20 protein-coding genes are annotated in these 21,518 nt (G+C 62.2%); 4 read left to right on the top strand and 16 right to left on the bottom strand.

The genetic code is table 11. The features are described 5' to 3' along the window. Positions 1 to 21: 21 nt before the first annotated feature. The 10 genes from IAE40_RS16220 to IAE40_RS16175 form a co-directional block, all read right to left on the bottom strand. The gene (locus tag IAE40_RS16220; protein WP_054891808.1) at positions 22 to 1,347 is read right to left on the bottom strand and encodes a sigma-54-dependent transcriptional regulator; all 1,326 of its coding nucleotides are present in this window, start codon (positions 1,345 to 1,347) and stop codon (positions 22 to 24) included. A gap of 13 nt (positions 1,348 to 1,360) precedes the next feature. Further along, the gene (locus IAE40_RS16215; RefSeq protein WP_063543422.1) at positions 1,361 to 3,265 is read right to left on the bottom strand and encodes a sensor histidine kinase; all 1,905 of its coding nucleotides are present in this window, start codon (positions 3,263 to 3,265) and stop codon (positions 1,361 to 1,363) included. Positions 3,266 to 3,325: 60 nt separating this feature from the next. Continuing rightward, complete coding sequence (locus tag IAE40_RS16210; protein WP_065863099.1) at positions 3,326 to 4,060, bottom strand: amino acid ABC transporter ATP-binding protein; 735 nt, start codon at positions 4,058 to 4,060, stop codon at positions 3,326 to 3,328. Further along, positions 4,057 to 4,728: an amino acid ABC transporter permease gene (locus IAE40_RS16205; RefSeq protein WP_054891805.1), complete on the bottom strand. Its 672-nt coding sequence runs from the start codon at positions 4,726 to 4,728 to the stop codon at positions 4,057 to 4,059. The genes IAE40_RS16210 and IAE40_RS16205 overlap by 4 nt, the downstream gene beginning before the upstream one ends. Beyond that, positions 4,728 to 5,474 (bottom strand): amino acid ABC transporter permease, encoded by a 747-nt coding sequence (locus IAE40_RS16200; RefSeq protein ID WP_054891804.1) that lies wholly within the window; start codon positions 5,472 to 5,474, stop codon positions 4,728 to 4,730. The genes IAE40_RS16205 and IAE40_RS16200 overlap by 1 nt, the downstream gene beginning before the upstream one ends. Positions 5,475 to 5,622: 148 nt before the next feature. Further along, complete coding sequence (locus IAE40_RS16195) at positions 5,623 to 6,540, bottom strand: glutamate/aspartate ABC transporter substrate-binding protein (protein ID WP_054891803.1); 918 nt, start codon at positions 6,538 to 6,540, stop codon at positions 5,623 to 5,625. 462 nt (positions 6,541 to 7,002) lie between these two features. After that, positions 7,003 to 8,541, bottom strand: a complete 1,539-nt coding sequence (gene glpD, locus IAE40_RS16190; RefSeq protein ID WP_153774003.1) for a glycerol-3-phosphate dehydrogenase — start codon at positions 8,539 to 8,541, stop codon at positions 7,003 to 7,005. A 201-nt stretch (positions 8,542 to 8,742) separates the two neighbouring features. Further along, entirely contained in the window at positions 8,743 to 9,498 is a 756-nt protein-coding gene (glpR, locus tag IAE40_RS16185) for a DNA-binding transcriptional repressor GlpR (protein ID WP_063543424.1), read from the bottom strand. A gap of 171 nt (positions 9,499 to 9,669) precedes the next feature. Then, a complete protein-coding gene (glpK, locus tag IAE40_RS16180) occupies positions 9,670 to 11,169 on the bottom strand; it encodes a glycerol kinase GlpK (protein ID WP_063543426.1) in 1,500 nt (499 codons plus the stop codon). A gap of 65 nt (positions 11,170 to 11,234) precedes the next feature. Further along, the gene (locus IAE40_RS16175; protein ID WP_112897605.1) at positions 11,235 to 12,086 is read right to left on the bottom strand and encodes an MIP/aquaporin family protein; all 852 of its coding nucleotides are present in this window, start codon (positions 12,084 to 12,086) and stop codon (positions 11,235 to 11,237) included. A 305-nt stretch (positions 12,087 to 12,391) separates the two neighbouring features. On the opposite strand from IAE40_RS16175, the gene ybaK reads away from it, so the two are divergent. Then, a complete protein-coding gene (ybaK, locus tag IAE40_RS16170; protein WP_197892684.1) occupies positions 12,392 to 12,862 on the top strand; it encodes a Cys-tRNA(Pro) deacylase in 471 nt (156 codons plus the stop codon). Positions 12,863 to 12,882: 20 nt separating this feature from the next. Here the strand turns inward: ybaK and IAE40_RS16165 are convergent, their stop codons facing one another. Together IAE40_RS16165 and argF are read right to left on the bottom strand one after the other, a co-directional pair. After that, a complete protein-coding gene (locus IAE40_RS16165) occupies positions 12,883 to 13,992 on the bottom strand; it encodes an ABC transporter ATP-binding protein (protein WP_197892686.1) in 1,110 nt (369 codons plus the stop codon). Next, positions 13,989 to 14,909, bottom strand: a complete 921-nt coding sequence (gene argF / locus IAE40_RS16160; RefSeq protein WP_054891797.1) for an ornithine carbamoyltransferase — start codon at positions 14,907 to 14,909, stop codon at positions 13,989 to 13,991. Before argF ends, IAE40_RS16165 begins: the two co-directional genes overlap by 4 nt. Positions 14,910 to 15,275: 366 nt before the next feature. Here argF and IAE40_RS16155 point away from each other — a divergent pair, with 366 nt between their 5' ends. Together IAE40_RS16155 and grxD are read left to right on the top strand one after the other, a co-directional pair. Further along, positions 15,276 to 17,384 carry a molybdopterin oxidoreductase family protein gene (locus IAE40_RS16155; protein ID WP_200603531.1) on the top strand — a complete coding sequence of 703 codons (2,109 nt, stop codon included), beginning with the start codon at positions 15,276 to 15,278 and terminating at the stop codon, positions 17,382 to 17,384. A 116-nt stretch (positions 17,385 to 17,500) separates the two neighbouring features. Next, on the top strand, positions 17,501 to 17,836 hold the full coding sequence (gene grxD, locus IAE40_RS16150; RefSeq protein ID WP_039575941.1) for a Grx4 family monothiol glutaredoxin: 336 nt from the start codon (positions 17,501 to 17,503) through the stop codon (positions 17,834 to 17,836). Positions 17,837 to 17,907: 71 nt separating this feature from the next. On the opposite strand, the gene bfr is transcribed toward grxD, so the two are convergent. Together bfr and IAE40_RS16140 are read right to left on the bottom strand one after the other, a co-directional pair. Then, entirely contained in the window at positions 17,908 to 18,381 is a 474-nt protein-coding gene (gene bfr, locus IAE40_RS16145; RefSeq protein ID WP_054891795.1) for a bacterioferritin, read from the bottom strand. A 201-nt stretch (positions 18,382 to 18,582) separates the two neighbouring features. After that, positions 18,583 to 18,804, bottom strand: a complete 222-nt coding sequence (locus tag IAE40_RS16140) for a bacterioferritin-associated ferredoxin (protein ID WP_082420909.1) — start codon at positions 18,802 to 18,804, stop codon at positions 18,583 to 18,585. A gap of 214 nt (positions 18,805 to 19,018) precedes the next feature. On the opposite strand from IAE40_RS16140, the gene IAE40_RS16135 reads away from it, so the two are divergent. Next, entirely contained in the window at positions 19,019 to 19,621 is a 603-nt protein-coding gene (locus IAE40_RS16135) for a peroxiredoxin (RefSeq protein WP_054891793.1), read from the top strand. 86 nt (positions 19,622 to 19,707) lie between these two features. Here the strand turns inward: IAE40_RS16135 and rnt are convergent, their stop codons facing one another. Further along, complete coding sequence (gene rnt / locus IAE40_RS16130) at positions 19,708 to 20,382, bottom strand: ribonuclease T (protein ID WP_054891792.1); 675 nt, start codon at positions 20,380 to 20,382, stop codon at positions 19,708 to 19,710. Next, positions 20,379 to 21,425 (bottom strand): dihydroorotase, encoded by a 1,047-nt coding sequence (pyrC, locus tag IAE40_RS16125; RefSeq protein ID WP_151925379.1) that lies wholly within the window; start codon positions 21,423 to 21,425, stop codon positions 20,379 to 20,381. The genes rnt and pyrC overlap by 4 nt, the downstream gene beginning before the upstream one ends. Between the last annotated feature and the right edge of the window lie 93 nt (positions 21,426 to 21,518).

The raw sequence follows: 21,518 nt of genomic DNA, 5'->3' as shown, positions 1-21,518 counted from the left end.
GTCGGGTGGCGCTGAGCCCTGTCAACCCAACCCGTACTTCTTCACCTTGTCGAACAACGTCGTCTTGGCCATGCCCAGCTCCTGGCTGGCCTGGCTGAGGTTGCCGCCAGTGCGCTGCAAGGCATCACTGAGCAGGTTGCGTTCGAACGCTTCCACCGCCTCGGCAAAGCCCAGCCCCTGGCTCGCACTGCCACCGGCCTTCTTGAACGCCGGCAAGCCCAGCGCATAGCGCTCGGCGACGTTGCGCAGCTCGCGCACATTGCCCGGCCAGTCATGAGCCATGAGCCGCGACAATGTCTGGCTGTCCAGCTCGGGAACTTCGCGGTCGAAGCGTAGCGCCGATTGCTGCAGGAAATGCTCGAACAACTGCAGTACGTCCTCGCGGCGTTCGCGCAACGGCGGCAACTCGAGCGTAACCACATTGAGGCGATAGTACAGGTCGCTGCGGAACTGCCCGGCCTGGCCCATGGCGTCCAGGTCCGACTTGGTGGCAGCGATCACCCGGCAGTCCACCGGGATGCTCTGGTTCGAGCCCAGGCGCTCGAGAGTGCGCTCCTGCAAGACGCGCAGCAGCTTGATCTGCAGGTTGATCGGCATGCTCTCGACTTCATCGAGGAACAGTGTCCCGCCATTGGCATGCTCGATCTTGCCGATCCGCCGTTTGCCCGCGCCGGTGAACGCGTTGGCTTCATGGCCGAAGATTTCGCTCTCGAACAGGTTTTCCGGCAGGCCGCCGCAGTTCAAGGCCACGAAGGGGGCTGTCTGGCGCCGGCTGAAATCGTGCAGGCAACGGGCGACCAGTTCCTTGCCTGTGCCGGTCTCGCCTTCGATCAGTACGTTGGCCGAGGTGTCGGCGACGTTGGCGATCAGTTCGCGCAGGTTCTGCATGGCAGGCGAGCGGCCGATGATCCGTCCTTCCAGCGAGCTGTGACCGGCCAGTTGCCGGCGCAGGGCGACCACTTCGCGCGACAGGCCGCGTTGCTCCAGCGCCCGGCGTACCACATCGACCAGTCGCTCTGGCGAGAACGGCTTCTCCATGAAGTCGTAGGCGCCGTTGCGCATGGCGCCGACGGCCATGTCGATGTCGCCGTGGCCGGTGATCAGCACCACCGGCAGGCTGCGGTCGCGGGCCTTGAGGCGATTGAGCAGCTCCAGGCCGTCGATGCCCGGCAGGCGAATGTCGCTGACGACGATCCCGGCGAAATCGTCACCGATTCGCTCCAAGGCCTGTTCGGCGCTGCCGACGCCTTCGCAAGCGATATCCTCGAGCGCCAGCGCCTGCTGGCAACCGAGCAGCACGTGGGGGTCGTCTTCGACGATCAGGACAGTCAAGGGTGCTTGGTTCATGGGGACCCTTCGTTCATGGGGCATCGGCCGAGTCTGTGGGGGAGGTGACCAGGGGCAGGGTGAGGATGAAGGCTGTGCCGCCGCCAGCGGGATGCTCGACGCTCAAGGTGCCCTTGGCGGCTGTGGCGAGGCTGGCCGACAAGGTCAGGCCCAGGCCCAGGCCATGCTCGCCCGGTTTGGTGGTGAAGAACGGTTCGAACAGGTGCTTGCGGGCCTCGATGTCAATGCCGTGGCCGTTGTCGCGAACCCGCAGGCGGTATCTGTCGCCTGCCAGTTCGCCTTCCAGCCACAGCTGCGGCTGGGGTTGGGCGGTCATGGCGTCGAGGGCGTTGCCAAGCAGGTTGACCAGGATCTGTTCCAGGCGCGTCTGGTCGATCGCCAGCGGCTGGTCATCGAATTGGCGATGCAATTGCAGGTTGCACGCGCCGATGCGGTTGCCGAGTACCTGCAGGGACGCTTCCACCGCCTTGCCCAGCGAGGCGCGGCCGCTGTCCTCGCCACGCCGGGCGAAGGAGCGCAGGCTGGCGGTGATGCGCCCCATGCGGTCGATCAGGTCGTTCATGGTGCGCAGGTTGGTGCTGGCGGTCTCGAAGGCTCCGCGTTCGAGGAAGCGCACGGTATTGCCCGACAGGGTACGCAGTGCCGCCAGCGGCTGGTTCAGCTCATGGGCGATGCTGGTCGACATCTGCCCGATGGCTGCCAGCTTGCCGGCCTGGACCAACTCGTCCTGGGCATGGCGCAGGGTCTGCTCGGCGTGACGTCGTTCGCGGATCTGCCCCTTGAGTCGTTCGTTGCTGGCACGCAGGTCGGCGGTACGTTCGGTGATCCGCCGCTCCAGCAGGCTATTGGCTTCTTCCAAGGCTTCGCGGGCGGCCAGGCGCGTGGCGATCACCTTGCGCCGCTCGTTCCAGGCGATGCCGAGGATTGCCAGAAGGGCGAACGCAACGCCGACCAGGATGCCCTGGACCATCGACTCGCGATGCAGATCCTGCAGTGGGGTGAGCAGGGTGAAGTGCCAGGGGGTGTCAGCCAGGCGCCGGGTCTGGGCCAGGTAGGCGACTTCACGCACTTTGCCCTGGGCGGTTTCGCTGTTGGCCGGGAAGGTCAGTTTTTCTACACCATCGCCCAGCGTCTCGCGGGCCAGCGGTTGCAGTTCGTTGAGTGGCCACCAGTAGTATTGCAGGCTGCGCGCCAGCTCTTCCTTGATCTGCGGGGTAAGCGGGCGCACCGACTTCAACCGCCGGGCGGGGTCGCTGGAAAGGATGATGATGCCGTTCTCGTCGCTGACGAATGCTTCGAGGCGGGCGCGTTGCCAGCGCTCTTCCAGGGTGTCCAGGCGGACCTTGATCACCGCGACGCCGATGATCTTGCCGTGCTCTTCCAGGCCATGGGCCAGATAGTAGCCGGCTTCCCCGGTGGTGCTGCCGATGCCGTAGAAACGCCCAGGCTGACCGCGCACGGCGTCCTGGAAATAGGCGCGGAAGGCCAGGTCTTCCCCCAGGAAGGAGTCGGCGTCGCGCCAGTTGCTGGTGGCCTGCACCCGGCCGCTGGTGTCCAGGACGTAGATCGCCCGGCTGCGGCTGCGGCGGTTCAGGCCTTCGAGGTATTCGTTGACGACCTGCCGCGAGCCGCCGTCAGGTTCGGCGAGCAGTTGCGAGACGCTGTCTTCGAGCTCCAGCAGACTCGGCAGGTAGGTGTACTTGCTGATTTCGCTTTCGACCGTGCGCGCGTGCAGCTCGAGCTGGCGCTCGCCGTTCTCGCTCAGGGCGCGGATGCCGTTGTTTTCGCTGATCATGTAGCCGACCAGGCCCAGACCGACCATCAGCAGGACGATCAGTGGTGGGAGGAACAGTTGGCGGATCAGGCGGGATTTCACGGCAGGCTTGGCAGGGCGAAGTAGCGAAGGATCGCATTTCATCACAGTGGCCTTGTCACGACCAGCGTCCGCTGCCCTGGCAGGCAGCGGACACCGGGATCATCAGTGCTGCAGGATCTTGCTGAGGAAGTGCTGGGTGCGTTCGTGGCGACCTTCGGGGTTGCCGAAGAAGTCTTCCTTCTGGCAGTCCTCGATGATGTTGCCCTTGTCCATGAAGATCACCCGGTTGGCGACCTTGCGGGCGAAGCCCATTTCGTGGGTCACGCACATCATGGTCATGCCCTCATGGGCGAGCTCGACCATCACGTCCAGTACTTCGTTGACCATTTCCGGGTCCAGTGCCGAGGTCGGTTCGTCGAACAGCATGACGATCGGGTCCATCGACAGGGCGCGGGCGATCGCCACGCGCTGCTGCTGGCCGCCGGAGAGCTGGCCGGGGTGTTTCTTGGCATGGGCGCCGAGGCCTACGCGCTCGAGCAAGGCCAGGCCTTTCTTGGTGGCTTCCGCCTCGCTGCGGCCGAGCACCTTGCGCTGGGCGATGGTCAGGTTTTCGGTGATCGACAGGTGCGGGAACAGCTCGAAGTGCTGGAATACCATGCCCACCCGCGAACGCAGTTTGGGCAGGTTGGTCTTCGGATCGGCGATCGAAGTGCCGTCGACCACGATGTCGCCCTTCTGGAACGGCTCCAGCGCGTTGACGCACTTGATCAGGGTGGACTTGCCCGAGCCGGATGGGCCGCAGACCACCACCACTTCACCTTTCTTGACCTCGGTGGTGCAATCGGTCAGCACCTGGAAGTCCCCGTACCACTTGTTGACGTTCTTGATGGAAATCATACGGCGATCCTTTTTTGCAGACGCTTGACCAACCAGGAAGCGGAGAAACTGATGAGGAAGTACACGACGCCGGCAAAGATCAGGAACTCGTGGGAGCGCCCGATGATGTCGCCGTTGGAGCGTGCCGAGTTGAGGAAGTCCACCAGGCCCACGGTGTAGACCAGCGAGGTGTCCTGGAACAGGATGATGCTCTGCTGCAGCAGCAGCGGGGTCATCTTGCGGAACGCCTGGGGCAGGATGATCAGGCGCATGCACTGGCCGTAGGTCATGCCCAGTGCCTGCGCGGCGCCCATCTGGCCCTTGGAGATCGATTGCACGCCCGCACGCACGATTTCGCAGAAGTAGGCCGCCTCGAACATCATGAAGGCCACGACGCAGGAGGTGAACGCGCCGATCGGGGTGTCTTCGCCGGTAATCCAGCGCAGGACGAAGGGCACGGCCAGGTAGAACCAGGTGATCACCAGCAGCAGCGGGATGGAGCGGAAGTAGTTGACGTAGGCGCCGGCGATATTGGCCAGCAGCTTGCTCGACGACAACCGCATCAGCGCCAGGACGGTCCCCAGCGCGATACCACCGACCACACCCATGACCATCAGTTGCAAGGTCATGACCATGCCGTCCCACAGGGCGGGCAGGGCAGGGATGATTTCGCTGAAATCCATGTCCATTACTTACCTCCCACGGAAATCAGGCCAGGCACGGCAACTTTCTTCTCGACCATGCGCATCAGCAGCATCAGGCCCATGTTCAGGGTGAAGTAGATCAGCGTGGCCAGGGTGAAGGCCTCGAACAGGTTGGCGGAGAACTCGGCGGTCTGCTTGGTCTGGGCCAGCAGCTCCATCAAGCCGATCAGCGACGCCACCGAGGAGTTCTTGAACACGTTCAGGAATTCGGAGGTGAGCGGCGGAATGATGATCCGGTAGGCCTGTGGCAGCAGCACGTTCATGTAGATCTGTGGCAGGCTGAAGCCCATCGCGCGCCCGGCAGACTCCTGTCCGCGGGGCAGGGCCTGGATACCGGTGCGCACTTGTTCGCAGACACGCGCGGCGGTGAACAGGCCAAGGCAGATGATCACGCTGATCAGTGCCGAGGTGGTCGGGTTGAGGTCCTGCTTGAACCACTCCTGCAGGCCCTCCGGAAGCAGGTCCGGTACCAGGAAGTACCAGATGAACAGCTGCACCAGCAGCGGTACGTTGCGGAACAGTTCCACGTAGGCGGTGGCGATGCCCGATACCAGACGGTTCGGCACGGTGCGCATGACGCCAAGCAGCGATCCCAGCAGCAAGGCGATGATCCAGGCGCAGATGGCGATGGCGATGGTCCAGCCCAGACCGGTGACGTACCAGTCCAGATAGATTTCGCTGCCCACGCCAGTGGACTTGAAGAACACGCCCCAGTCCCAGTTGTAATTCATCGGGATTTCCCCTCAGACGGTTGTTTCACGGGCACCTTTGAACTTCCAAGAGCGCTGGGCGCCCTCGGAAGTAAAGGTTAGACACTTATGCGTGGCCCGTCGGTTGGATTCGTGCTTGGTGGAGCACACGGGCCATTTCAGCAGGGGATCAGGACTTGGTTTCGTCCGCAGCCTTGTCGGTAGGCTCTGCGATCAGCTTCTTCAGCTCTTCGCTCATCGGGAACTGCAGGTTCAGGCCTTTCGGTGGGATTGGCTGCTGGAACCACTTGTCGTAGCTCTTCTGCACGGCGCCCGACTTGTAGTAGGCGACGATGGCGTCATCGACCGCTTTCTTGAACTGCGCATCGTCCTTGCGCACCATGCAGCCGTAGATTTCGTACGATTGCGGGGTGCCGGTGATGACCCAGTCGGTCGGTTTCTTGGCCTTGGCCATTTCACCGGCCAGCAGGGCGTCGTCCATCATGAAGGCTACGGCGCGGCCGCTTTCGAGCATGTTGAAGGCTTCACCGTGGTCCTTGGCGGAAATCACGTTCATCTTCATCTGCTTGTCAGCGTTCATGGCCTTGAGCAGGCGCTCGGAGGTGGTGCCAGCGGTGGTCACGACGTTCTTGCCGGCCAGGTCCGGGAAGTCTTTGTAGGAGGGTTGACCGTCCTTGACCTTGGTCAGCAGACGGGTGCCGACTTCGAAGATGCCAACCGAGAAGCCGACTTGCTGCTGGCGCTCGACGTTGTTGGTGGTGGAGCCGCACTCCAGGTCGACGGTGCCGTTCTGCACCAGCGGGATGCGGGTCTGGGAGGTGACGAGGTTGTACTTGACCTTGATGTCGGTGCCCAGTTGCTTCTTCAGGGCTTCGACCACAGCCAGCTGGACGTCGTGGGAGTAGCCCACGGGTGTAGTGCTGCCTGCCAGGTAGGAAAACGGAATGGAGGAGTCACGGTGGCCCAGGGTGATGGTGCCGGAATCCTTGATCTTCTTCAGGGTGCCGGTCAGCTCTTCGGCCATGACCGGCGAAGCGATGACGGCGGCGGCGATTGCAGCGCCCAGCAATTGACGAACGATACGCATCAAATTTTCCTCGACGTTTGTTTTTTTTATGGAGCCGTTGGCGGACTCTTCGTTCAACGAACACAACAAGAAGCGGTGTGCGTTCGGCTACCAAGTGTAGAGCATGACTCGTGCCAAGCTCCGACATTCATCATAACGCCGCGAATTTCCTGGGAATTAATCTTTTCTGACGAATTATTTCCAAGGGTGGGCGTGCGGGTTTCCGAATGACTGTTATGAAAGCGTTCGGAAATCCGAATGGGTGGGTGCCGGGTGTCATGACCATAGTGGTCAGGGTGAAAAGGGGCACGTCACTACAGGTTCAGCGAAATAAGAGCGCGCGTCATACGCGCTTGGCTGGAGATTGAAGAAGGATACGAGGTGATCGACGAGTGGACGCTCGACCTGCGCATCAGGGCCCTGAAGGGTTTGCGCGCCTGCAAGGCAAGGGACGGGCTGGTGTTGCGCCAGCCCGTCAATGACTCAGGCCGCGCGGACTCGCGCCCGGTTCGAGGCGGCCTGCTGCAGGTAGTCGGCCAGAGCCTGTTGCTCGACAGCATTGGTGAACAGGCCCAGTTTGGTGCGGCGCCAGAGAATATCGTCCACGCTGACAGCCCATTCTGCAGCGCACAGGTAATCCACCTCGCGGCTGAACAAACCACCGCCGATCGACTGACCAAGGTCATCCGGCCCTTGTACACCTTCAAGCAGGCGCCAGACACGACTGCCGTAAGTCAGCACCCAGCGCTTGGCGATGTCCACCGGCAGCCAGCCGTGGCGCGCCAGAACGGCATCGACCAGGGCCTGCACGCTGGTCATGCCTTCGCCCCCTGGCAATGGCGCGCTGGCAGTCCAGCTGCCGCGCATCTGGGAGAAGAAAGGCTTGAGTTCGGTCATCGCTGATTCTGCAAGCTTGCGGTAGGTTGTCAGCTTGCCGCCGAACACCGAAAGCAGGGGCGCCTGCCCCTCGCTGGCGGACAACGCCAGGGTGTAGTCGCGGGTGACGGCAGAAGGGTTGTCCGACTCGTCGTTGCACAGCGGGCGTACGCCGGAGTAGGTGTGCTGGATGTCGGCGCGTGACAATTGATGATTGAAATGTTCGTTGACCACCTTGAGCAGGTAGTCGGTTTCCGCGTCGGTGATCGCCACCTTGGCCGGGTCGCCGCTGTATTCACGGTCGGTGGTGCCGATCAGGGTGAAGCGGTCCAGATAAGGGATGCAGAAGACGATGCGCTGGTCTTCGTTCTGCAGGATGTAGGCATGTTCGCCTTCGTACAGCCGCGGCACGATGAGATGGCTGCCCTGGATCAGGCGGATGCCGTAGGGCGCATCGAGCTTGAGGTCGTCCTTGATGAAGCTTGCCACCCAAGGACCGGCGGCATTGACCAGGGCGCGGGCGCGAATGGTCTGCAGGCTGCCGTCGGCATGCTGCAGCTCGACCTGCCACAGGCCATCGACGCGCTCGGCGCGCAGGCAGCGGGTACGGGTGTGCAGGTGGGCGCCTTTTTCACGTGCGGCCATGGCATTGAGCACTACCAGGCGAGCGTCATCGACTGCGCAATCGGCGTATTCGAAGCCGCGGGTGATCGTCGGCTTGAGCGGATAGCCCGCACCGAAACGCAGGCTGCGCGAGCCGCCTAGGCGCTTGCGCTTGCCCAGATGATCGTAGAGGAACAGGCCAGCGCGAATCATCCAGGCCGGACGCAGGTGGGGACGATGTGGCAACACGAAGCGCATGGGCTTGACGATGTGCGGCGCCTTGGCCAGCAGCACTTCGCGCTCCGCCAGGGCTTCACGTACCAGGCGGAATTCGTAGTGTTCCAGGTAGCGCAGGCCACCATGGATGAGCTTGCTGCTCGCCGAGGAGGTGTGCTGGGCAAGGTCGTCCTTCTCGCACAGGAAGACCTTCAGGCCACGCCCGGCAGCATCGGCGGCGATACCGACGCCATTGATGCCACCGCCGATCACGGCGAGGTCATAGCAGTCGGCGAGGGGCGGCTGGGGCTGGACAGGCTGGGACACGGGCAAGGCCTCCTGAGGGCGGTTCACAGCGAATGTGAACATCTATGTTCGTTTCCGAAAATAGTAGCGCAACAAAAAGGCCATCGCCAGTCGCTGATCATAGAAAATACTGATCAGATGGCAATAAAGTGAACATTATTGAACATTTCATGGCGCTGTTTCACCGGTGGCTCGCCACCGGTGAGGTTCAGCGCTGCGCGCTCAGACCACTTCCAGGCGGATCTTGTACTGGTTCAGCAGTTGCGTGAGCGTGGGGGTGGGATGCTGGTCGGTCACCAGACAGTCGATCAGGTTGATCGAGCCCAGGCGCACCATGGCGTTGCGCCCGAACTTGCTGGAGTCTGCGGCGAGGATGACCTGTCGGGCATTGGCGATGATGGCCTGGGATACCCGTACTTCCTGATAGTCGAAGTCCAACAGGCTGCCGTCTTCATCGATGCCACTGATGCCGACCAGGGCGAAATCGACCTTGAACTGGCTGATGAAGTCGACGCTGGCCTGCCCCACGACACCGCCATCGCGGCGAACCGTACCGCCTGCCACCAGGACTTCGAAGTCATCCTTGGCACTGAGGATCGACGCCACGTGCAGGTTGTTGGTGATGACCTTCAGGTGGCTGTGGTTGAGCAGGGCGCGGGCGATGGATTCGGTGGTGGTACCGATATTGATGAACAACGAGGCGTGATCGGGGATCTGCCGTGCGACGGCCTCGGCGATGCGCTGTTTCTCGTCGCGCATCTGGTCGGCGCGCATGGCGTAGGCGGTGTTCTCGACGCTCGAGTCATAGGCGGCACCACCATGATAGCGGCGCAACAGGTTGACCTCGGCGAGCTGGTTGATGTCACGACGGATGGTCTGGGGCGTGACGACGAACAACTGCGCCATTTCCTCGATACTGACGTAGCCGCGTTCGCGCACCAGTTCGAGGATTTGTTGTTGGCGAGGGGGCAGATTCATGGGCGGTCCTTTGGGGCTGCCGGACAAATGCTGCAATGATGCCGTAGGAAGGGGATGACGACCAGTAGACTGTCGTCGCTAGCCTGAGACCGGTGCTTCTGTTGAAGCGGCCTTGCGCCGTGAGCGGGCGCGCAAGGCCGTTGCTGAACGGGATTGGGTGGGCTGATGCGGTCAGCCTTCGTGATCTTCCCAATCGCGGGTGCGCTCGATGGCTTTCTTCCACCCCGCGTACAGCTTTTCTTTCTGCGTATCATCCAGTTGCGGGCTGAACTCGCGTTCGATGATCGCCTTGTCACGCAACTCGTCGAGGCTGCTCCAGAAGCCACAGGCCAGGCCTGCCAGGTAGGCGGCGCCGAGGGCGGTGGTTTCGCGCATTTTCGGACGCTCCACGCAGGTGCCGAGAATGTCGGCCTGGAACTGCATGAGGAAGTTGTTGGCCACTGCACCGCCATCAACCCGCAGCTCCGAGAGTCGCTGGCCGCAGTCGTGCTGCATGGCGTCGAGCACATCGCGGGTCTGGTAGGCGATCGATTCCAGGGCGGCACGGATGATGTGGTCGACCTTGACGCCACGGGTCAGGCCGAACAGGGCGCCGCGGGCGTACGGGTCCCAGTAGGGTGCGCCGAGGCCGGTGAAGGCCGGTACCAGGTAGACGCCATTGCTGTCCTTCACCTTGCTGGCGAAGTACTCGGTGTCGAGCGCGTCATTGACGATCTTCAGCTCGTCGCGCAGCCACTGGACCGTTGAACCACCGTTGAACACTGCGCCTTCGAGGGCGTAGGCCACTTCGCCGCGAGGGCCGCAGGCAATGGTGGTGAGCAGGCCGTGGGACGAGGTGACGGCCTTGTCGCCGGTGTTCATCAGCAGGAAGCAGCCGGTGCCATAGGTGTTCTTGGCCTGGCCCGGCTCCACGCACATCTGGCCGAACAGCGCCGACTGCTGGTCGCCGGCGATACCGGCGATGGCGATACCGCTCTTGGTGTGGCCGTAGACCTCCGAGGACGGGCGCACCTGGGGCAGCATCTGCCGCGGGATGCCGAGAATGTCCAGCAGCTTGTCATCCCATTGCAGGGTGTGAATGTTGAACATTAGCGTGCGTGAGGCATTGGTGTAGTCGGTGACGTGCACCTTGCCGCCAGAGAATTTCCAGATCAGCCAGCTGTCGACGGTGCCGAACAACAGTTCGCCACGTTCGGCGCGCTCGCGGGCACCTTCGACGTTGTCGAGGATCCACTTGAGCTTGGTGCCGGAGAAGTACGGGTCGGTGACCAGGCCGGTGGTTTCGCGGATGTACTGTTCGTGGCCGTCACGCTTGAGCTGGGCACAGATCTCGGTGCTGCGACGGCACTGCCAGACGATGGCGTTGTACACCGGGCGACCGGTTTCCTTGTCCCACACCACGGTGGTTTCACGCTGGTTGGTGATGCCGATCGCCGCCACCTGGGCGTGGCTCAGACCTGCCTGCGCCAGGGCCTCGACCATGGTCGCGCTCTGCGTGGCGAAGATCTCCATCGGATCGTGTTCGACCCAGCCGGCCTGCGGATAGTGTTGGGCGAACTCGCGCTGGGAGGTGCCGACCACATTGGCGTCGCGGTCGAAGATGATCGCCCGCGAACTGGTGGTGCCCTGGTCCAGGGCGATGATGTAGTTCTTATCCTGGGTGTCTGTCATGGTCGTTGCCTTGCACGAAAAGGGAGTGAGTCAGCGCGCGCGGGCGAGATCCCGCAGCGCCAGTCTCAGGAAGTTTGAGTATCGCCCTGGGTAGCAGCATCTGTCTTTGGATTCGCGGCGTCGGCCGTCGGCAGGTTGCGGGCGATCAGGACGCGATAGCCGGCGGCCCCTAGGCACGCGCCAAGGATCGGTGCGAACACCGGCACCAGGAAGTAGGGAATGTCCCGTCCACCAGTGAAGGCAATTTCGCCCCAACCCGCCAGGAATGTCATGAGTTTGGGCCCGAAATCCCGGGCGGGGTTCATCGCAAAGCCGGTGAGCGGCCCCATGGCGCTACCGATCACCGCAATCAGCAGGCCGATCAGCAGCGGTGCGGTGGCGCCACGCGGCAGGCCGTTATTGTCATCGGTCAGGGCCATGATCACGGCCATGAGGATTGCTGTGATCACCACTTCGACCAGAAATGCCTGGCCGATGGACAGCGATGGATGCGCATAGGTGGAGAACACCGACGCCAGCTCGAGGCTGGCCTGGCTGCCCCTGACCATGCCGTGCGCCTGTTCGAAATCGAAGAAAAGCGTGCTGTACAGGGTGTAGACCAGGGCCGCACCGCAGAAGGCGCCACAGACCTGGGCGAGCATATAGAAAGGCAGCTTGCGCCTGTCGAAACCGGCGAACAGGGTGAGCGCAATGCTGACTGCCGGGTTCAGGTGCGCGCCGGAAACGCCGGCGCTGAGGTAGATCGCCATGCTGACGCCGACGCCCCAGATGATGCTGATTTCCCAAAGTCCGAAGCTGGCACCCGCGACCTTGAGCGCGGCCACGCAACCGGTACCGAAGAAGATGAGCAACGCAGTCCCCAGGAACTCGGCCATGCACTGGCCGGAAAGCGTTGGTTGTCGTAGAGCTGTCGTCATGTAGGACCTTCGGTTCTTGTTGTTGTGAGGCGCAGGACGCCCGGCTGTCGACGCCAGTTGTCCATCCCCATGAACGACCGGCGAGTGTACGAATGTGCACTGTTTATGTGCGTGTTTTCTTCAGAAACGAAAAAATATAGACAAGAAACGCTGATGTCAAAGGTCGAAAGTGAACCATCGGCCACATTCTGACCCGCGAACATGCTCCTGCCTGCACAGGTCCGGTGCACGCCCCGACGTGCGCTGGCTGGCCTCCGGGATTTCCCCTAAAGTAGCCGGCACGCCGTCATCGACTGGAGCTGTACATGACCCCCGCACTCGACCTGCTGAAGAAGGCGCGCGCCGAACATCGCGTGCTCAGCTACGAACACGATCCCAAATCCGCCTCCTATGGCCTGGAAGCCGCCGAGAAGCTCGGGCTCGATCCGCAGCGGGTATTCAAGACACTGCTGGCCAGCAGCGAAAAAGGTGAGTTGCTGGTGGCGGTGGTGCCGGTGATCGGCACGCTGGACCTCAAGGCGCTCGCCCAGGCTGCCGGGGTCAAGAAGTGCGAGATGGCCGACCCTGCCGCAGCCCAGCGGGCCACGGGATATCTGGTCGGGGGTATCAGCCCTCTGGGGCAGAAGAAACGCCTGCGCACCTTCATCGATCAGTCGGCGCAGCAGTTCGACAGCATTCATGTCAGCGCCGGACGGCGCGGGCTGGAAGTGGAGCTGGCAGCAGCAGTGCTGGCCGAGCATACCCAGGGCAGGTTTGCCGGGATCGGCAGAGGCTGAGGGCGCGCAGCAGAGCGCCTTCAGGTCGCCGAACTGTAGCGGCGTACGCCGTTCTCCTGGGTCTGCAATTGCGCCGCGACACTGCCCGGTACGGCGAACAGCACCAGATGGTCAGCCGCAACGGCGATGCCTACGTCCTGGCCGATCTGGTGATCGACATGACTGGGGAAAATCGCCTCCAGTTGGCTACCGGTGGGCAGTTCCAGACGATAGAGCGTCGAGGCGCCCAGGAAGCTCTTGCCATTGATGCGCGCGCGCAGCGTGCTGTCCGGTGCGTGCACGATGTCGTCCGGGCGCAGGAGGACGTCCACTGAACTGCCTACTGGCATCAGGTAGGCGCGATTGCCGCGCAGTTCCCCAAGCTCGGTGTTCACCGCTTCCGGGCTGCTCATCTGGCCGCGGATGAAGTAGCCCTGGCCGATGAAACTGGCCACGAACGGCGTCTGGGGCTCGTGATAGAGGTTGTAGGGCGTATCCCATTGTTCCAGGCGGCCTTCCTTGAACACGCCGACATGATCGCTGACGGCGAAGGCTTCTTCCTGGTCGTGGGTGACCAGTATTGCGCTGGTGCCACGGCTCTTGAGAATGTCGCGCACTTCGTGGCTCAGGCGTCGGCGCAGCTCCACGTCGAGGTTGGAGAACGGCTCGTCGAGCAGCAGCAACTGCGGCTCTGGCGCCAGTGCGCGGGCCAGTGCGACGCGCTGCTGCTGGCCGCCGGAAAGTTCGTGGGGGTAGCGTGCGCCCAGGCCGCCGAGCTTGACCAGCTCGAGCATTTCATTGACCACTTCGCCTTGGCGTGGATGCTTGCCAATCCCGAAAGCGATGTTCTGTGCCACGGTCAGGTGCGGGAACAGCGCGTAGTCCTGGAACACCATGCCGATCCGGCGTTTTTCCGGGGCGAGGGTGAAGCCTGCACGGGAGATGACATCTCCGGCCAGCTGGATCTCGCCGTCATGCACCGGCTCGAAGCCGGCGATGGCGCGCAGGGTGGTGGTTTTGCCGCAACCCGATGAACCCAGCAGGCAACCGATGTCGCCTGCGTTCAGGTGCAGATTGAGGTTCTGGACGATGCGCTGCTCGCCATAGCCGCAGGCGAGGTTGCGCAGGTTGAGCAGCAGGGGTTGACTCATGCGTGGTGGTAAGCCGGTTCTACAAGAAATTCAAGAAGAGCCTTCTGTGCATGCAGGCGGTTCTCGGCCTGGTCCCAGGCGACCGAACGTGGGTCGTCTAGCAGGTCCTGGCTGATCTCCTCACCGCGGTGAGCGGGCAGGCAGTGCATGAACAGGGCGTCGGGTGCCGCCAGGTCGAGCAGCTCGCGGGTGACCTGGTAAGGCGCGAAATGCGCCAGGCGCCGTGCAGTTTCCTCTTCCTGGCCCATGGAAGTCCAGACATCCGTGGTCACCAAGTGCGCGCCGCGTACCGCTTCCTTCGGATCACGGATGATCCGTACGTGCTCGCCACCGAGCTCGAGGAAGCGTGGATCGGGCTCGTAGCCCTCCGGGCAAGCGATGTGCAGCTGGAAATCGAACTGGCGGGCAGCCTCGATGTAGGAGTTGCACATATTGAAGCCATCACCGATCCAGGCCACGGTCTTGCCCTGGATCGAGCCGCGGTGTTCGACGAAGGTCTGCATGTCCGCCAGCAGTTGGCAGGGGTGCGATTCGTCGGACAGACCGTTGATCAAGGGCACCTTCGAGTGCGCAGCGAATTCGGTCAGCGTGCTGTGGGCATGGGTGCGGATCATTACCGCGTCGACCATGCTCGAGAGCACGATGGCGCTGTCGCTGATCGGCTCGCCGCGACCCAGCTGGGTGTCGCGCGGGGACAGGAAGATCGCCTGGCCGCCGAGCTGGATCATGCCCGCTTCGAACGATACGCGGGTGCGGGTCGAGGACTTCTCGAAGATCATCCCCAGCACGCGGTTCTTCAGGGGTTCGAAGAGCACGCCTCGCTTGCGCAGGTCCTTCAGCTCGATGCCTCGACGGATCACGCCGAGCAATTCGTCAGCGGTGAAATCCAGCAGGGAGAGAAAGTGCCTGGTGCTCATGATTGACTACCTTATCTGCAACGGTTTGCAGGTCGACCGTATGGTTTTTTTTGACAACGGGAGTGACCTGCGGCGTAAGCCGCACGGGGCGGACGGAATAGGGAAAGGCGCAATACTATAATTAAATGTCGCCTGAAACCAAGAGGGGAAACAGCGGGGCTGTTTCAAAGGGTGTCGTAAACCCTTGTGGAAGGTCTGTTTTTTATTTTCTACAGGGGTTTGTACACGGCTTGGCGGGGCTTTGGCAAACGCCGTGTCGCGAATCGTGTGCCTGATGACGCCCGATTCACGTGACTAAGCGGCGTGGCATCGGTGGGCGGTCGGGGGCATAGTCAGCGCTTCCAGAACAACAAGGCAGAGGCGGCCATGACCAAGACCCTGCATCACCGTGCTTGTCACCTGTGCGAGGCAATCTGCGGGCTCAATATCGAAGTCAGCCATGCGCCTGACGGGCGGGCGTCGATCAGCGCGATCAAGGGCGATCCGCAGGACCCGTTCAGCCGTGGGCACATCTGTCCGAAGGCGGTGGCGCTGCAGGACATCCAGGAAGACCCTGACCGCTTGCGCCAGCCTCATCGGCGCGTGGGGGAGCGCTGGGAGCCGATCACCTGGGAAGAGGCCTTCGCGCTGGCTGCGGAACGCTTGTGGAGTATCCAGCAGGCGCATGGGCGCAATGCCGTGGCGGTCTACCAGGGCAATCCCAGCGTGCATAATTACGGCCTGATGACTCACAGCAACTACTTTCTGGGGCTGCTCAAGACGCGCAACCGGTTTTCCGCCACATCCGTCGACCAGTTGCCCCAGCACCTGACCAGCCACCTGATGTATGGCCATGGCCTGCTACTGCCGATCCCGGATATCGACCACACCGATTTCATGCTCATCCTTGGCGGCAATCCATTGGCGTCCAATGGCAGCATCATGACCGTGCCGGACGTGGAAAAGCGCTTGAAGGCGCTGCGTGCGCGCGGCGGACGACTCGTGGTGATCGACCCCCGACGCAGTGAAACGGCGGCGATGGCCGACCAGCACCTGTTCATCCGTCCTGGCGGTGATGCCGCGCTGCTGTGTGGTCTGCTCAATACCTTGTTCAGCGAAAACCTGGCGCGTGGCTCGCACCTGCCGGTCAATGGGCTTGAGCAGGTGCGCGAGGCGATCGCGCCCTTCACGGCGCAGGCCATGAGTCCGCTTTGCGGCATCGAGGCGGGTCAGATTCGCCAGTTGGCGCGAGATTTCGCCGCGGCCGGCAGTGCCGTGTGCTACGGGCGCATGGGCGTCTCCACCCAGACCTTCGGCACGCTTTGCCATTGGTTGGTGCAACTGATCAACCTGGTCACCGGCAACCTCGACCGCCAAGGTGGTGCACTGTGCACCGAGCCTGCGGTTGACCTGGTCGCCAGCACCTCGGGCGGTCATTTCAACCAGTGGCAGAGTCGGGTTTCGGGCCTCCCGGAGTACGGCGGGGAGCTGCCGGTTGCAGCGTTGGCCGAGGAAGTGCTGACACCCGGCGAAGGGCAGGTGAGGGCGCTGGTGACCGTCGCCGGCAACCCGGTGTTGTCCACTCCCAATGGTCGCCAGCTCGATGGGGCTCTTGCGGGCCTTGAGTTCATGCTCAGCATCGACCTGTACATCAATGAAACCACTCGCCACGCCGACCTGATCCTGCCCTCCACGTCCGCACTGGAAAACGATCACTACGACAGCACCTTCAACCTGCTGGCAGTGCGTAACGTCACCCGCTTCAATCGGGCTATCCTGGCCAAGCCTGAGGGGGCGCTGCATGATTGGGAGATCTTTGTCGGGCTGGCCCGGGCGTTCGCCGAGCGTGCGGCGCTCGAGCTCAAGCCGACCCTGCCTCCAGCGCAGATGATCGATCTGGCGCTGCGCAAGGGGCCGCGTGGCGAGGCGTCGTCCTGGAGGCTGTCACTGCAGGTGTTGGACGAGCATCCCCATGGCCTTGATCTGGGGCCGTTGCAGCCGAACCTCGCAACCCGCTTGCGCACTCCGGCCCAGGCGGTGGAGGCCGCACCGCAGGTGCTGCTCGACGATCTGCAGCGCCTGGCCCGGCAGGTGCCGATGGAGCCCGACCAGTTGCTGCTGATCGGGCGCCGGCATGTGCGCAGCAACAATTCCTGGATGCACAACTACCATCGCCTGGTCAAAGGCAAGCCCCGCCACCAGTTGCTGATGCATCCGCAGGACTTGCAGCAGCGCCAGCTGGAGGACGGGCAGTGGGTGAGGGTTCGCTCGCGTACCGGTAGTCTGGAGGTGCAGGTGCTTGCCAGTGAGGAGGTAATGCCGGGAGTGGTCAGCCTGCCACATGGCTACGGGCACGGTCGCCAGGGGGTACGTTTGCAGATCGCCCACGCCCAACCGGGAGTGAGCGCCAATGACCTGACCGATGAATTGCTGCGCGACGCGTTGTCGGGCAATGCCGCGCTCAATGGTGTGCCGGTGCAGGTGGAGGCGGCTTGATTGCGTAATGGACCTGCTCAACGCTCCAGGTCCATTACCAAGCACGACACTCGGCTTTCCGATACAATGCCTCACCGTGCCGACGACCGTGTCGGAAAGTTCAGCCGAGGTGCTCCATGGATATCATCGAAACAATCAAAGAGCAGATTGCCAACAACACCATTCTGCTTTACATGAAAGGCTCGCCGAATGCCCCGCAGTGCGGCTTCTCGGCCCGTGCTTCGCAGGCTGTGATGGGTTGTGGCGAGAAATTCGCCTACGTCGACATTCTGCAGAACCCGGAAATTCGCGCCAACCTGCCCAAGTATGCCAACTGGCCAACCTTCCCTCAGCTGTGGGTGGGTGGTGAGCTGGTTGGTGGCAGCGACATCGTGCTGGAGATGTTCGAGAAGGGTGAGCTGCAGACCCTGATCAAGGACGCAGCCGCCAAGGCCAAGGCTTCCGAAGCCTGATCCAGGTTTTTCGCCGGCATGAAAAAGCCCCGCCTAGGCGGGGCTTTTTCATGGGTGCTATCCAGGGAGGCTTATTCTTCGCCCATCTGCGACTGCAGGTAGTTCTCGATGCCGATCTTGTCGATCAGGCCCAACTGGGTTTCCAGCCAGTCGATGTGCTCTTCCTCGGACTCCAGGATGTCTTCGAGCAATTCGCGCGAGCCGAAGTCGCCGACCGTTTCGCAGTGCGCGATGGCGGCTTTCAGGTCAACCAGGCCTTTCTGCTCGATCTTCAGGTCGCACTCGAGCATTTCCTTGGTGTGCTCGCCGATCAACAGCTTGCCCAGGTCCTGCACGTTGGGAATGCCTTCGAGGAAGAGAATACGCTTGATCAGCTTGTCAGCGTGCTTCATCTCGTCGATGGATTCCTTGTACTCGTGCTTGCCGAGCTTGTTCAGGCCCCAATCTTCGTACATGCGTGCGTGCAGGAAGTACTGGTTGATCGCGACCAGCTCGTTTCCGAGGATCTTGTTGAGATGCTGGATGACGCTTACGTCGCCTTTCATGATCGGGTTCCTGCCCTGTAGAAGTGTGCCAATGCAGGAAGTTTGAGCCCGACAACTTCGCGTGTCAAACCTAAGTTCTTGAATAATAAGTGAAAATTAATAGGAATAAGAATGTTTGTGAACCGCGTTCGAAGGCTAACTTATTGAATTACAGGCATAAAAAAACCGGACGCGAGGTCCGGTTCTTCGAAATCGGTTGTTTCAGGCGGCGTTAAATTCTACCGGGTAAGGCAGGACGGCCTGTTGGCTGAGCTGGAGATCGGTCAATGTTTCGCGGACCACCTGCTTGGCGAGACACGCACACTTGCCGCACTGGCTGGCGACGTTGGTGGCGGCACGGACTTCCTTGTAGCTGCAGCATCCTTCGTAGATCGCATCACGGATCTGTCCATCGGTCACGCCGACGCAGAGACATACATACATAAGGTCAGACCATCGCTGGTTGAGTCGATGGAGTGGAGCTTAATGGTAATGAGAATGCTTGTCAAAGCACTTGAAGAAAGCTTCATCTTCCCGCGACCGATGGTTCGATTCGGTCTGTCACGATAAGCCGTGTATGATGGTCGGCCTTTGTTGGATGCCGGGCGTGCAAGCCTCGCCCGGGCAACGGTTTTTCACCATCATCAGGAGATAACGAATGAGCGTGCTCGTTGGTAAACAAGCCCCGGACTTCACCGTTCCAGCCGTGCTGGGCAACGGCGAGATCGTCGACAGCTTCAACCTGGCTTCGGCCATCAAGGGCAAGTACGGCCTGGTGTTCTTCTACCCGCTGGACTTCACCTTCGTCTGCCCGTCCGAGCTGATCGCCCTGGACAACCGCATTCCTGACTTCGAAGCCCGTGGCGTGGAAGTGATCGGCGTTTCGATCGACTCGCACTTCACCCACAACGCCTGGCGTAACACCCCGGTCAACAACGGCGGTATCGGTCAGGTCAAGTACACCCTGGCTGCCGACATCACTCACGAAATCTGCAAGGCCTACGACGTCGAGTCCGAAGGCGGCGTAGCTTTCCGTGGCGCCTTCCTGATCGACAAGAACGGCGTTGTCCGTTCGCAGATCGTCAACGACCTGCCACTGGGCCGCAACATGGACGAGCTGCTGCGTCTGGTCGACGCCCTGCAATTCCACGAAGAGCACGGCGAAGTCTGCCCGGCCAACTGGAAGAAAGGCGACAAGGGCATGAACGCTTCGCCAGAAGGTGTTGCGGCGTACCTGAGCGAGAACGCTGGCAAGCTGTAATCGCCACACGCAAAAAAAACCGGCCCATGTGGCCGGTTTTTTTGTGTCTGGTATCCAAGGAGCGCTGTGCACTCCCGGATTTCGACTCAGTCGTTGAAGTCGCGCCAGCCGCCCATCTCTTTCCAGCGGTTGACGATCCCGCAGAACAGCTCGGCGGTCTTCTCGGTGTCGTAACGTGCCGAATGCGCCTCGCGCCCATCGAAGTCGATGTCGGCACTCTGGCAGGCCCGAGCCAGTACGGTCTGGCCATAGGCCAGGCCGGCCAGCGTCGCGGTGTCGAAGCTGGAGAACGGGTGGAAGGGGTTGCGCTTGAGATCGTTGCGCGCCACCGCCGCGTTGAGGAAGCCCAGGTCGAAGCTGCTGTTGTGGCCAACCAGGATCGCCCGCTTGCAACCATTGGCTTTCAGCGCTTTGCGCACGCCGCGGAAGATATCGGTGAGCGCGCTTTCTTCGCTCACGGCCATGCGTAGAGGGTGGTCCAGCTTGATGCCGGTGAACTCCAGCGCCGCCGCTTCGATATTCGCGCCTTCGAAAGGCTCGACACGGTAGAAGTAGGTGTGTTCCGGGAAGAGGAAGCCCTTCTCGTCCATACCGATGGTGACGGCGGCGATTTCCAGCAGCGCGTCGGTGGCACTGTTGAAACCGCCGGTCTCGACGTCTACTACCACGGGCAGGTAGCCGCGGAAACGCTCGGCCATCGGGTGGCGCGAGCTGCTGCTTACCTGACCGTCCTGGTCGTCATCGTAAAGGTCTTCGCTCACGCGTTGTCCTCCAGCAGGCGCCAGCGCAGCGTTTCGCCAGCGCGCAGCGGAACCACGGTGGTGTCGCCGAACGGCAGGCTCGCCGGGGCGGTCCAGTCCTCGCGCACCAGGGTGATGGTGTCGGTGTTTGCCGGCAGGCCATAGAACGCCGGGCCGTGCAGGCTGGCGAAACCTTCCAGTTTGTCCAGGGCATTACGCTGTTCGAAGGCTTCGGCGTACAGCTCGATGGCCGCGTAGGCGGTGTAGCAGCCGGCGCAGCCGCAGGCAGCTTCCTTGGCGTGCTTGGCGTGTGGCGCCGAATCGGTGCCGAGGAAGAATTTCGGGTTGCCGCTGGTGGCCGCGTCAAGCAATGCCACCTGGTGGGTGTTGCGCTTGAGGATCGGCAGGCAATAGAAGTGTGGGCGGATACCGCCGACCAGCATGTGGTTGCGGTTGTACAGCAAATGCTGGGCGGTGATGGTGGCGCCGACGTTGGCGGGCGCCTCGGTGACGAACTGCGCGGCATCGCTGGTGGTGATGTGCTCGAACACCACCTTGAGCGTCGGGAAACGTTCGACCAGGCGACGCATGTGCTCGTCGATGAAGCGCTTTTCGCGATCGAACACGTCGATCTCCGAGCGCGTCACTTCACCGTGGACCAGCAGCGGCAGGCCGACTTCGGCCATTGCTTCGATCGCCGGGAAAATATTGTCGATGCTGGTCACGCCCGAGTCGGAGTTGGTCGTGGCACCGGCCGGGTAGAGCTTGGCGGCGTAGACGATGCCGCTGGCCTTGGCTGCACGAATGTCCTCGGGGCTGGTACGGTCGGTCAGGTACAGCACCATCAGCGGCTCGAAGCGGCTGCCCGTCGGACGGGCGGCGAGGATGCGCTGGCGGTAGGCGTCGGCTTCGGTGGCGTTGCGTACCGGCGGAACCAGGTTGGGCATGATGATGGCGCGGGCAAAGGTGCGCGCCACGTCGCCGACGGTATGTTGCAGCACAGCACCATCGCGCAGATGGATGTGCCAGTCGTCGGGACGCAGGAGGGTCAGGCGATCGGACATTGGGGTTTCCAGGCGGTTCGAACTCAGGCGTCAATGCTACCGGAAAACCCAGTGGGCAGCACGGCTATCAAGTTTTCCGACGAGCGTCCGATA

This window comes from Pseudomonas sp. S44, assembly GCF_016624805.1.
Classification (GTDB): domain Bacteria; phylum Pseudomonadota; class Gammaproteobacteria; order Pseudomonadales; family Pseudomonadaceae; genus Aquipseudomonas; species Aquipseudomonas machongensis.
Note: the sequence above shows the minus strand (reverse complement) of the source record. Positions and strands in the feature narration are given on the sequence as shown.